At 56.7% G+C, this 12,028-nt stretch carries 14 protein-coding genes; 2 read left to right on the top strand and 12 right to left on the bottom strand.

Annotated features, from left to right (window positions below):
• Positions 1-4: 4 nt before the first annotated feature.
• The 7 genes from fliL to fliF all read right to left on the bottom strand — a co-directional run bounded on the left by fliL (position 5) and on the right by fliF (position 6,999).
• Positions 5-469, bottom strand: a complete 465-nt coding sequence (gene fliL, locus AOY24_RS06155; protein ID WP_054176313.1) for a flagellar basal body-associated protein FliL — start codon at positions 467-469, stop codon at positions 5-7.
• 104 nt (positions 470-573) lie between these two features.
• Positions 574-1,785, bottom strand: coding sequence for a flagellar hook length control protein FliK (fliK, locus tag AOY24_RS06150; RefSeq protein WP_054176312.1), 1,212 nt, complete (start codon positions 1,783-1,785; stop codon positions 574-576).
• Positions 1,782-2,225 (bottom strand): flagellar export protein FliJ, encoded by a 444-nt coding sequence (fliJ, locus tag AOY24_RS06145; RefSeq protein WP_043001895.1) that lies wholly within the window; start codon positions 2,223-2,225, stop codon positions 1,782-1,784. The genes fliK and fliJ overlap by 4 nt, the downstream gene beginning before the upstream one ends.
• A gap of 21 nt (positions 2,226-2,246) precedes the next feature.
• Positions 2,247-3,617 carry a flagellar protein export ATPase FliI gene (fliI, locus tag AOY24_RS06140; RefSeq protein WP_043000288.1) on the bottom strand — a complete coding sequence of 457 codons (1,371 nt, stop codon included), beginning with the start codon at positions 3,615-3,617 and terminating at the stop codon, positions 2,247-2,249.
• Positions 3,617-4,321 (bottom strand): flagellar assembly protein FliH, encoded by a 705-nt coding sequence (fliH, locus tag AOY24_RS06135; RefSeq protein ID WP_043000289.1) that lies wholly within the window; start codon positions 4,319-4,321, stop codon positions 3,617-3,619. The genes fliI and fliH overlap by 1 nt, the downstream gene beginning before the upstream one ends.
• The gene (gene fliG, locus AOY24_RS06130; RefSeq protein WP_042318283.1) at positions 4,314-5,312 is read right to left on the bottom strand and encodes a flagellar motor switch protein FliG; all 999 of its coding nucleotides are present in this window, start codon (positions 5,310-5,312) and stop codon (positions 4,314-4,316) included. Before fliG ends, fliH begins: the two co-directional genes overlap by 8 nt.
• The gene (fliF, locus tag AOY24_RS06125) at positions 5,305-6,999 is read right to left on the bottom strand and encodes a flagellar basal-body MS-ring/collar protein FliF (protein ID WP_043000290.1); all 1,695 of its coding nucleotides are present in this window, start codon (positions 6,997-6,999) and stop codon (positions 5,305-5,307) included. Before fliF ends, fliG begins: the two co-directional genes overlap by 8 nt.
• Before the next feature lie 216 nt (positions 7,000-7,215).
• Between fliF and fliE the strand changes: the two genes are divergently transcribed.
• A complete protein-coding gene (gene fliE, locus AOY24_RS06120) occupies positions 7,216-7,530 on the top strand; it encodes a flagellar hook-basal body complex protein FliE (RefSeq protein WP_043000291.1) in 315 nt (104 codons plus the stop codon).
• Positions 7,531-7,615: 85 nt separating this feature from the next.
• Here the strand turns inward: fliE and yedF are convergent, their stop codons facing one another.
• Positions 7,616-7,849, bottom strand: coding sequence for a sulfurtransferase-like selenium metabolism protein YedF (yedF, locus tag AOY24_RS06115; protein ID WP_000790504.1), 234 nt, complete (start codon positions 7,847-7,849; stop codon positions 7,616-7,618).
• The gene (yedE, locus tag AOY24_RS06110; protein WP_044257596.1) at positions 7,846-9,051 is read right to left on the bottom strand and encodes a selenium metabolism membrane protein YedE/FdhT; all 1,206 of its coding nucleotides are present in this window, start codon (positions 9,049-9,051) and stop codon (positions 7,846-7,848) included. Before yedE ends, yedF begins: the two co-directional genes overlap by 4 nt.
• A gap of 185 nt (positions 9,052-9,236) precedes the next feature.
• Between yedE and yedD the strand changes: the two genes are divergently transcribed.
• On the top strand, positions 9,237-9,650 hold the full coding sequence (yedD, locus tag AOY24_RS06105) for a lipoprotein YedD (RefSeq protein WP_043000294.1): 414 nt from the start codon (positions 9,237-9,239) through the stop codon (positions 9,648-9,650).
• Between the two features lie 39 nt (positions 9,651-9,689).
• Here yedD and amyA read toward each other — a convergent pair whose 3' ends face one another.
• From amyA to fliS, 3 genes are all read right to left on the bottom strand, one after another.
• Positions 9,690-11,177 carry an alpha-amylase gene (gene amyA / locus AOY24_RS06100; RefSeq protein ID WP_054176311.1) on the bottom strand — a complete coding sequence of 496 codons (1,488 nt, stop codon included), beginning with the start codon at positions 11,175-11,177 and terminating at the stop codon, positions 9,690-9,692.
• Between the two features lie 68 nt (positions 11,178-11,245).
• Positions 11,246-11,617 (bottom strand): flagella biosynthesis regulatory protein FliT, encoded by a 372-nt coding sequence (fliT, locus tag AOY24_RS06095; protein ID WP_043000296.1) that lies wholly within the window; start codon positions 11,615-11,617, stop codon positions 11,246-11,248.
• A complete protein-coding gene (gene fliS / locus AOY24_RS06090; protein WP_043000297.1) occupies positions 11,617-12,024 on the bottom strand; it encodes a flagellar export chaperone FliS in 408 nt (135 codons plus the stop codon). The genes fliT and fliS overlap by 1 nt, the downstream gene beginning before the upstream one ends.
• Between the last annotated feature and the right edge of the window lie 4 nt (positions 12,025-12,028).

Genomic DNA, 12,028 nt, shown 5'->3' with positions numbered 1-12,028 from the left:
GTCTTTACCGCAGAATGAAAGCTGTATACAGCACGTCGGTGACGTCCTGTTTGGGTTGTCCGGCAACGAGCGGAGGGGAAAGCGTCTCTTTAATCGCCGCGATCAATTTTTGCTTACCTTCTTCGGTAGACAGTGCGTTGGCGTCCTGACGAGAGAACAGCAACAGCAGACGGCTACGGACTTCTGGCAAATATTCGTTCAGGCGCGTGCGCGTGGCTTCATCCTTCAGACGCAGCGTCACGCCGATATACAGAACGCGATCCGCATCGCCCAGATTGACGGTAAACGTATCCAGGGCGAAGAACACCGGCGCAGGCGGCGGCGGTGGCTCATTGGCCGCCGGAGTGGGATGCTGCTGCATACGCCAGTAGCTATAGCCTGCGATGGCGCAGGCGGCAAGGGTAATGATTACCAGCAGCGGGATCCAAATTGAGCGTTTGCTCTTTTTGCTAATCGCGGAATCAGTCATCTGATACGGGCTTCCTGTTTCGGTACAGCTTATCGGCTGATTATCCCGTGTCCTGACCACGGCAAAGCGTGGAAAAGACGCGGATAATCATGCTACCTCTGGCGTTAGGCGAAGATATCGACGGCGCCATTACCGCGTGCGGCGGACTGGAGCGAAGCGGGAACCGCCAGCTCGCTCTCGTCATCAACCATGAGCCGATCCTGTCCCTGCGTGCGAGCCGTCTGCTGCTGTTGGGATGAGGCGTGCTGCTGGTCGGCGAAACTCTCGCTGCTAATGCTGCTTTGTCCCAGTTGAATGCCACTTTCCGCCAGTTGCGTGCGCAGCGTCGGCAGGGCGGCTTCCAGCGCCGCGCGAACGTGACTATGGGCTGAGACCATCTGCAATTGTGCCTGGTTATCATCAAGCTTAAGCGAGATTTGTACCTGACCCAGATCTTCCGGATGCAGACGCAGTTCCGCGCTCTGCTGACCCTGACGGGTAAACAGCGTGATGTGTTGACTCAGGGATTGCTGCCACTCATGGCTACCCAACGGTGCGCTCAGAACCGGTGCGGCGCTGGTGGGCAGCGGCTGTGAGGCGGAATGCGGGGTTGCGGTCATCGCGATGCCTGGCGTCACGGGTGAAGGCGTACTGTCGATCTCCGCGTTAGCGGCAGCGGCAGCCACCACAGGCGTAGTGACCGGCTGACCTTTAGCGCTTTCCGCAGCGATCACCGGCGTGGCATTGTCCGTTTTGCTTTTTTTCGCATCGTCATGGGTCAACGGACTGGTCGCGGCCTGCGCGAGCGAACGGGGATCGGTGCTCAACGTGGTGCTCAGCACACGCCCTTTTTCACCGGTAGTTACCGGCGGTGTCGTCATTCCCGGTTGACCCGGCAGCATGGCGAAAAGGGCGCTGAGGTTGGCGAGATCGTCATCGCTGAGAGCCGTGGCACCTTCATCTTTCTGCGCGGACTGGCGCAGGGCCGCGAGCGCACTGCTCTTTTGTGTGGGCGTCAGGGCGGACAGCAGGGCCTGCGCATCGCTCAGTCCTTTTTGCAACTCTTCAGACTGTCCTTCTTTGGCCGCTAACAGGTCGGCCAGTTTCACGGTCTGCGAAGCGTCACCGTCCTGTGCCAGCAGGCCTTTTTGCAGTTTGCCGCTGGCGGCCTGTATATCGGCTAACGTCAGCGGCGCGTCTTTACTCTGTGCGTCGCCTGCGCCTAATGCGCCTGCCAGCAGGGTCAGAAAATCCTGGGCGGAATCCGTCGCCTTACCGGACGACAAGCCGGTAATAAGGTCAGTGTCCGTGGTGACCCGTTGGGGTAAAGTGATCATTCTGGTTTCCTCATTGCTGCACGCTGCGCAAATTCATCCATTTTTTTCTGATCCAGGCGGTTTTCAGCCAGTAAGGCCGCCGCGTTCTGTCTGTCTTGTAAGGTTTGCCAGGCCTGAAGCCGTTGTTTTTTTTCACGCCAGCTGTTCAGCGCCATATCTACTTTTTGCGTCCACTGCGTTAACTGCTGGCGGTGTTGTTCCACCGCTTTTTCCAGGGTCTGAATAAATTGCTGATAGTTAATCCAGCGATTACTGGCAATCCCCTGACTCATATCGTTGTTGAGGTTGCTGCGATATTCATTCTGGTAGTCAAGCAGCATCGTGAGCTGTTCTTCCGCCTGCTGAAAACCGCGGCGCATTTCACCTAACAGCAGCGCCGCGTCATCCACCTCTTTTTCGGCGAGATCTTTGAGTGTTGCCAGTGCACCATGTTCAGCCATGACCATTACCCTCTTGCTTCATCACACCGTCGGGAAAATCAGATCGAGCGCCGACAGAGAATCCTCCCAGTCAGCGCGTTCGAAAATACCTTGCTGCAAAAACGCCTCCAGTTGTGGCCACAGCGCGATGGCTTTATCGAGCATCGGATCGCTGCCTTTGGCATAGGCGCCGACGCTGACGAGATCGCGGTTGCGCTGGAAGCTCGACAGCAACTGCTTGAAGTGACGTACTTTGGCGTAGTGTTGTTCCGTTATCAGCGCCGTCATCGCACGGCTGATCGACGCTTCAATGTCGATAGCGGGGTAGTGTCCGGCCTCCGCCAGACGTCGCGACAGCACAATGTGACCATCAAGGATGGCTCGCGCCGAGTCGGCAATCGGGTCCTGCTGATCGTCGCCTTCGGTCAGTACCGTATAAAAGGCGGTGATGGAACCGCCGCCGTGGATCCCGTTACCTGCGCGTTCAACCAGCGCCGGAAGTTTGGCGAAGACCGACGGCGGATAGCCTTTGGTGGCCGGTGGTTCACCGATCGCCAGCGCGATTTCACGCTGGGCCATGGCATAACGGGTCAGGGAATCCATGATCAGCAGCACGTGCTGACCGCGATCGCGGAAATCTTCGGCGATACGGGTGGCATAAGCGGCACCCTGCATGCGCAGTAAGGGCGACACGTCCGCCGGTGCGGCGATCACGACCGAACGCGCGCGTCCGTCGGCACCGAGAATGTTTTCGATGAAATCCTTCACTTCGCGGCCACGTTCGCCAATCAGTCCAACGACGATGACGTCGGCGCGGGTATAGCGCGCCATCATGCCAAGCAGCACGCTTTTCCCGACGCCGGAACCGGCGAACAGCCCCATACGCTGGCCGCGACCGACGGTTAACAGGGCGTTGATCGGGCGAACGCCGGTATCCAGCACATGCTCAATCGGCGTACGCTGCAACGGGTTAAACGGCTGGGTAATCAGCGCTCCGGTTTCCGTGGTGTCGGGGGAGGGAAGGCCGTCAAGCGGTTTGCCGCTGCCGTCGAGCACGCGACCTAACAGCGCCGGACCCAGCGGCAACTGTTTACCGCTTTGCAACCCTTCACCGGCGATGTTTTTGGCGTAGACACGCGCGCCGGGCAGAATGCCTTCGACCTCTTCGAGCGGCATCAGAAACAGGCGCTGACCGTTAAAGCCCACCACTTCACTTTCCACTTCGCGGGTTTCCGTTCCGTCCTGGCGTTCAATCACGCAGGTCGCGCCAAGCGGCAACTGCAACCCGGTGGCCTCCAGAACCAGGCCGGTGGCGCGGGTCAGTCGTCCGTAACGACGAACGGCCGGAAGCTGCGCCATTTTGGCTTCGAAATTATCCAGCGTCGTCAACCAGCGAGTCAGGCGTGAGGTCATCAGATCACTCCCGGCGCGGCCAGACGACACAGTTCTTGCCAGCGGGTCGCCACGCTGGCGTCGAGATCGCCTTCATCCGCAGAAACTTTGCAGCCGCCATGGTGCAGGGTCGGATCGCCACGCAAACGCCAGCCGTGCAGGCTGAGGGTGGCACCGAGCATCTCTTCAACGCGCTGTAAATCATCCGGATGGACGCGCAGCTGCGGTTTGCCGCTGAACAGGGGCTCCTGTTGTAAGAGCTGTTGGATCTGCTTGATTAAGGCGGAATTATCCACCGCGGGCGTCTGACCAATGACCTGACGCGCGGCTTCCAGCGCCATCTGCATCAGACGCGAAGCGATTACGCTGTCCAGCGCGTCCAGCGTGTGCTGGAATTCGCTGACCAGTTGTTGCATCCGTGCATGAAGCGGCGCCTGCTGGGTGCGTGCCTGCACCTGGCCCTGTTCAAGCCCTTGTGCCAACCCTTCCTGATAGCCTTGTTCATGACCGGACTTCCGTCCTTCCGCCAGTCCCGCGTTGTAACCTTGCTCGTGGGCCTGAATTTTCAGCTGGGCTAACTGTTGCTCAAGCTGTTGTTCCGCACTGATCTCGGGTTCGTCCTCTTCAGACACGGGGTCATCGTCGTGCTCCATGGGCACAAATTCAGCCAGCGGCGGCGCGAGATCGTCCGGGGTCCAGATTTTCCACGGCAGCTCGTTAGACATAAGTATCCTCGCCGCTGCCAATCATCATCTCGCCGGTCTCGGCCAGACGACGCACAATCAACAGAATGGCCTTCTGCTCGTTTTCCACTTGCGACAAACGCACCGGGCCACGGTTGGCGAGGTCGTCGCGCAGGATATCTGCCGCACGTTGCGACATATTGCGCAGGAACTTCTCGCGCAGCGGCTGTTCCGCGCCTTTCAGGGCGATCAGCAGCGACTCGGAATCCACTTCCTGCAGCAAACGCTGGATGCTGCGGTCGTCCACATCGACCAGGTTTTCGAACAGGAACATCTCGTCGATAATTTTTTGTGCCAGCTCGCCGTCGAATTCGCGCACAGCGGTAATAACCGCTTCTTCTTGCTGCGTTTTCATCAGGTTGATAATTTCTGCCGCCGTTCTCACGCCGCCCATTTTGCTGCGCTTGAGGTTCTGACCGTCGAGCAGGCCGTTGAGCACTTCGGTCAGTTCCGCCAGTGCGGCAGGCTGTACGCCGCCGAAGGTGGCGATACGCAGCATGACATCGTGACGCAGACGTTCGTCGAACAGCGCCAGGATATCCGCCGCCTGACCGCGTTTGAGGTGCACGAGGATGGTGGCGATAATCTGCGGGTGTTCGTCGCGGATAAGGTCGGCGGCGCTTTGCGGCTCCATAAAGTTGAGCGTTTCAATGCCGCTGGCGGTATCACGGGTTTCAAGAATATCTTCCAGCAGGCTGGAGGCTCGCTCTTCGCCCAGCGCCTTCACCAGTACCGAACGCAGATATTCGTTGGCATTGATGTTCAGGGCGGCGAACTGCTCGGCTTCCTGCTCAAACTCCGCCAGCACGTCGGTCAGCTGTTTGTTGGAGATCTGGCGGACGTTCGCCATGGCGGCGCTCAGGGTCTGCACTTCGCGCTGGGAGAGGTGTTTGAACACTTCCGCCGCGCGATCTTCGCCAATGGTCATCAACAGGATGACGCTTTTATCGGTACCGGAAAGAGCATTACTCATGATCGTTATTCATCCACTGGCGAATGACCAGCGCCACGACGCGCGGATCGTTATCTGACATTTCGCGAATGCGCTGGCTCATCACTTCGGCGCCCAGGCGCTGATTAGCCCGACGCTGCTGAGTCTGCTCATCTTTACTGAGGCGAACCTCAACGGCTTCTTCGGTCTCCTGACGGAGTTGCTCGCGTTCCTGCGCGGCTTTCGCCTCTTCAGCGCGACGGGTCAACTGCGGACGAATCGCTTTGCGCCACAGGATCCATGCCACCAACAGCACCAGCAACCAACGTCCGGCCGAGATCAACTGTTCGATAAACAACGGCTGTTTCCAGAACGGCAGTTCGCCAGCGTTGTCATCGGTAGCGCTGAACGGTGAGTTGACCACGTTCAGGGTATCGCCGCGCTTGTCCGAGAAGCCCATTGCTTCACGGGTCAAATCTTCAATCTGCTTCATTTGATCGGCAGTGAGCGGCAGCGGTTTGCCATCCGGCAACGTTTTGTAGTTCACGACCACGGCGACGGAGAGTCGCTGTATATCGCCGACGTTCATTTTTGTGTGGCGAATGGTGCGGTCAACTTCATAGTTGCTGGTTTCGTTGCGTTGGGTATTACGTGGACCAGCACTGGCGCTGGTGGCCGTCTGCTGCTGCGCGTTCTGTCCATTTTGTGCATTCTGCGCATTTTGCTGATTCGCTGGCGGCGTGGTGATCGGCGCCGTATTGGCTGGGGCAGGCTGGTTGGACAGCGCACCCGGTACGCCACCGGGCAGACCGGAGCCAATTTGCTCGCTTTCATTCAGTTGACGCGAACGCAGCACGGCCTGAGAGGCATCGCCGTTTGGCCGATACTGTTCTTCTGTCTGCTCTTTATTGGCGAAATCCAGCTGCGCGGTGACCTGCGCGTGGACATTCCCGTTACCGACAATCGGTGACAGGATCGATTCGATACGACGCTGGACACGGCCTTCCACGTCGCTGGCGTATTTCAGCTGTGCGTCGTTCAGATCGCGACTGCTGGTATTTGACTGCGTGAGCAGATGACCAGCCTGATCGACCAGCGTTACATTGCCCGGCGGCAGACCGGCTACCGCGCTGGAAACCAGATGGACGACCGCAGTGATTTGACCTTCATCCAGCGCACGCCCCGGTTCCAGATTGACGGTCACCGAGGCTGAAGGGGATTTCTGTTCACGCACGAACAGAGACGGCTTGGGCATTGCCAGATGTACGCGGGCGCGCTTAACCGGGCCAAGGGTTTCGATGGTGCGTGCCAGTTCGCCTTCCAGCGCACGCTGGTAGTTAACCTGCTCGCTAAACTGGCTGATGCCGAACTTTTCCTGATCCAACAGCTCAAAGCCCACCGCCCCCCCTTTCGGCAGTCCTTGTTGGGCAAGACGCAGGCGCAGTTCATGGACTTTGTCGGCGGGAACTTCAATCGCGCCACTGCCTTCCGAGAAGCGGTACGGGATGTTCATCTGGGTCAACTGGGTGACGATCGCGCCGCCATCCTGATCGGATAAATTGCTGAATAACGTACGATAATCAGGCGCTTTAGCCCACAACACCATCGCCACAATAATGGCGACGGCCGCAGAGCCTGCCACAATCAGAGGAATTTTGGGATTCGCACGCAGGCGATTAAGCCACTCGAGAGGTTTAGATTGGGTTGCAGCCGATGCAGTCGCGTTCATCTCGCACCTCGTGACTGCTCGTGGACGGCTTTATTTGCAAAGTGGAACAAGACTCACTCCCGGGTCAGCAAAATCGAAAAATTGACGGTCTCATTATTTGCGGTTTCGTTTTTTTCTATGCGGCAAAAACCGGGGTTTTTTATCGTTATTTAGCGCCTTTATCTTATTGACAAACTGGTAATCTCTGCTGCGTAGAAAACCATCCAGAGGATTATCATGTCAGCGATTCAGGGGATTGAAGGGGTTATCAGCCAGCTCCAGGCGACGGCGATGAGCGCCAGGGCGCAGGAGACACTGCCGCAACCGACCGTGAGTTTTGCCGGTCAATTGCACGCGGCGCTGGACCGCATCAGCGATACGCAAACTGCTGCCCGCGTACAGGCGGAAAAATTCACGCTGGGTGAGCCGGGGATTGCGCTCAACGATGTGATGACCGATATGCAAAAAGCCTCAGTTTCCATGCAGATGGGAATTCAGGTGCGCAACAAACTGGTGTCGGCCTATCAGGAAGTGATGTCCATGCAGGTTTAGGTTTGAGTGCCGGATGGCGCTGGCGCTTATCCGGCCTGTGATTCCCTGTAGACCGGATAAGGGGCCGTTGCCTTCCGGCAATCAGTTACTTCTGAATCAAATAACGAATTGTCGGCCCATCTTGCTGAATATCGAGCACGGTGTAGCCATGGTTGCGCGCATCCAGCGGAATGTTATTGATGGACTGCGGACAGTCGCTGACCACTTCCAGAATTTCCCCTTTCTTCAACTGCGGCATCGCTTCCAGCGTCGCGACGGCAGGGTAAGGGCAGGGCTCGCCGACCATATCAAGGCGATAATCAGGAACAATGTTTTTCATGCGGATTCCTTAGCAGGGGTCAGCCCGGCACGACGGAAGAAATGTTTTTCCCAGCCGATGATTAACATCAGGGCGGCAAACAGCAGCAGATAGGTCACCAGCAGGCCGCCGAGCGGACCGAAGGTGTTGAGCAGGTTAATTTTATCCCAGTTGGTGGCCAGCGCAGGGGCGAAGTCATCCCAGTAGTAGGCCAGAATCGTTGAGCCGATGACGTTACCGAGACCCACCCACCAGTAGTGTACCTGGCCTTCCACCGCGCGGTACATCCAGCCGGTTTCACACCCGCCTGCCAGCACGATACCAAAACCAAACAACAGCCCGCCGATTACTGCATTCGGGCCCGCCCACATGATTTTGGCTTCCACGCCCAGTTGTACGTAGCTGAAAATACCGATTGCGCTGACGCCCATCCCGAAGATGATCGCCTTTGCCATATGGGTGCGTCCGGTGATCCACAGATCGCGGAAGGCGGAGGTGAAGCAGATTTGCGCGCGCTCGATCAGCAGACCAAAACCCACGCCGAACAGCATCGCCAGACCCAGCTTCGGCTGGTTCATGGCGGTCAGCAGCGCCCAGCCAATCATGCCGATAAACACCAGCATGCCGAGGCGGAAACGACGGCGCGCCTGATCCGGTTTCTGCGTCAACGGCGACGCAGCGGAGACTTTCTGCATGTTGACCGGAATGCGGAATATTGGCAGCAGGGTAAAACGTGCGCCAAACCAGGAACCGATGGCGGTTGCCAGGGCAAAGAACCAGGCGTGCAGAGAGAATTGAGGAATACCGGTAAAGAATGCCGCCAGGTTGCAGCCCATCGCCATACGCGCGCCGAACCCGGCGATGATCCCGCCCAGCACTGCCTGCATGATGCGGATGCGACTGCGCGGCATGCGTAGTTTGACGTTGTTGGCCCACAACGCTGCCGCGAAGCAACCGCCGAACATACCGAGGATCATCATCCCGTCGATGCGAGTGAGCGGGGTGCCTTCCAGGTGGATCAGCTTGTAGTAGCCCCATTCTTCCGCATGGACGCCAAACAGTTGCAGGATTTGTCCGCCCCAGCGGGTAAATTCACCCGTGACGGCCCAGAAGGTGCCAGTGATGCCAAAATAATACGTAGAGAGAATACCCGCTGCGATGACCGCAGGGATGGGCGCCCAGAATTTAACTAACCAGGCTTGTTTGAATTGTTGCCATGACATGTGTTTTGCCTCTGAACTCAGAAGGTGTGAAACAAGAAAGCGGATAGTACACCACGGCGGCAATTTTGCCTGGTACTATTAAGCGGTAATCCCAAATGGATCAAAGTTCTGCTGGCACCGCGAAAGGCTGGCGACCGCAGGCCTTTAATGCCACAATCCTCTTTTCTTCGCATGCAGGATGAATGATGAAAAAATGTGCAATCGTTGGGGCGTTACTGATGTTAGCGGGATGCGCCGAGGTGGAAAACTACAATGATGTGGTCAAAACGCCTGCGCCCGCCGGGCTGGAAGGGTACTGGCAGACTAACGGGCCGCAGCGCAAACTGGTGAGCCCGGAAGCTATTGCCAGTCTGGTGGTGACCAAAGAGGGCGATACGCTCGATTGTCGCCAGTGGCAGAGGGTTATTGCGCTGCCGGGTAAGCTAACGATGTTGTCCGGTGACTTAACCAACGTGACGGTCAAACGTGAACTTTATGAGATCGAGCGGGAAGGGAACACCCTGGAATATGATGGGATGACCCTGCAACGCGTGGACCGTCCAACGGTGGAGTGTGCCGCCGCGCTGGAGAAATCCCCGCTGCCAACGCCATTACCGTAAACAATTGTCCCCGACAGTTTTCCCTGTCGGGGCGCTTCATCAGATCACCTCTTCAATGACCCATACGCTGACGCTGCCGCCATTGCAGTAAAACGTGGCTTCGCCATTTTCGTCAGTGATGACGATCTCCTCGCGGTTTCCCAGATAGTCGCGCCAGGTTTTATTGCCGTAGTTTTCACCCAGCGTAAGCGTTTTTTCACCGTCGTCGCCATTGGATAACACCACCACGCATCCGGGATCGTCGTCCGTTCCGCTACGGCTGAAAGCAATGCAGTTGGGGTGATCAAACCAAAGCGTCTGAATGCCGTGGGCGAAACGCTGGCGGGCAAGAATGAGTAAGTCGAGTTGTTCAATGATCGGCATGTCGATGGTATAGGTTTCTCCGTCGCCTCCGGTATCTTCATAGTGCGCGCCATAGAGATCGGGATAGAAAATCGACGGTACGCCATTTTCCCGCAGCAGGATGAGCGCGTAGGCCAGCGGTTTGAACCATGCTTCAACGGGGGCTTCCAGCGCTTGCAACGGCTGGGTGTCATGGTTGGCGACCAGCGTCACGGCGTGAAACGGATCGGCTTCTACCAGCGTGCCGCTGAAGATCTGGCTCATGTCGTAATCACGTCCCTGACGCGACGCTTCATGAAAATTGAGCTGTAGCGGGGCGTCAAACAGCATCGTTTTGCCTTCCACCTGGTCGATATAGGCTTGCAGCTTGTCCACTTCGTGCGACCAGTATTCGGCGACGATAAACAGCGGCTTCGGCGCGACCTCCTGAACATGCTCGATCCACTCTTTATAGAACCAGGCCGGAATGTGCTTGACCGCATCGAGGCGAAAGCCGTCACACTGCGTTTGTTCCATCACCCAGCGCGCCCAGTATTTAATCTCCTCAGTGACGGCGTGATTACGAAAATCGATATTTTCACCCATCAGGTAATCGAAATTGCCCATTTCATCATCGACCTGCTCGTTCCAGCCCTCGCCGGTATAGTCGTTGACGATTTTAAAAATGCCATCTTCGTCAGGGTTTTCGATGTGGTCGATGCCGCTGAAACATTTGAAGTCCCAGATGAACTGCGAGTACTGACCGCCTCGCGCCGGAAAGGTGTAACGCGTCCAGGCTTCGCATTCGATGATCTCATCGGAAATTTGCGTGCGATCGTCTTCGTTGACCCGCTGTACGCGCAGGGGTTCTTTCTCGTCTGCACCCATTTTGTGATTCACCACCACGTCGAGTAGCACCGCGATGTCGTTTTTCTTCAGCGCGTCGATAGCCGTAAGAAGCTGCGCCTTATCACCATATTTGGTGGCAAGGGAACCTTTTTGGTCAAACTCGCCGAGATCAAACAGATCGTAAGAGTCATAGCCGACGGAATAGCCGCCTGACGCGCCTTTATAGGCGGGCGGTAACCAGACCATGTTGATACCGATATCATTGAGGCTGTCTGCGCGCTCTGTCACCTCTTGCCAGAGTTTGCCACCTTCAGGGTAATACCAGTGGAAGAACTGCAGTAACGTGGGGTTTTTCATCTTCCGAGCTCCAGAAGTCTTGTAGACGACCTCTGGAGTATGGAAGATTTTTGCTAACGTAGCGGGAATTATTGTGGAGCAGGGGGAGCGTCGGGTACCAGCAGCATGCCAGAAAGTCGACCATAAGCATTGTTGAGCGACTGCTGACGCGTTGACTGGCCTATCAGACCACTAAGCTCATCGAGCCGTTGGCGCAGTAAACCTTTCAGGCATTCTTCGTTATCCAGCGTCTGTTTGATATAACTGGCCACGATATCCTGAATGCTGCGTGTCATGCCCGGTGGAGTTTGCGTTTCAACGACCGCTTCAATACTTTGCAGATAGGTGACTTCCTGTTCCAGTAAAAGGTCCCATTCACCCCGCTGCGCAAGTTCGAGCAGCGACTGACTGAGCAGCGCAATGCGCTGCCAACGGTTGATAAACTCCACGGCTGAGGTCATTAACGAGACTCCTGGGAAGATGCTTTCGGTGAGATCTGTTTCCAGGCTTCCGCAATGTTGCCGAGTAACCCTTCCACTTCTTCAATGGCTTGACTGTCATTGCGTAAATTAGCAAGTAATAAACGACGGATCATATAGTCATACAGCGAAGAGAGATGGTCGGCGAGTTCGCCGCCATTCTCCTGATCCAGTCCCGCTTTCAGACCATTATCAATGATATTGATAGCCTTACTCAGCGCTTCCCCTTTGGCGGTAATATCACCTTGCTCTAAAAACAGGCGAGCGCGCACCAGGGCGCTGTTTGCGCCATCAAACAACATTTCGATCAACTGGTGCGGACTCGCACTCATCACGCCGCTTTCCACGCTGATTTGCGCATAAGCTTTGGTACCGCTCGCGGTATACATGTTT

Source organism: Citrobacter sp. CtB7.12 (assembly GCF_001297795.1).
Classification (GTDB): Bacteria; Pseudomonadota; Gammaproteobacteria; order Enterobacterales; family Enterobacteriaceae; genus Citrobacter_A; species Citrobacter_A amalonaticus.
This window is presented reverse-complemented; position numbering and strand designations above follow the sequence as displayed.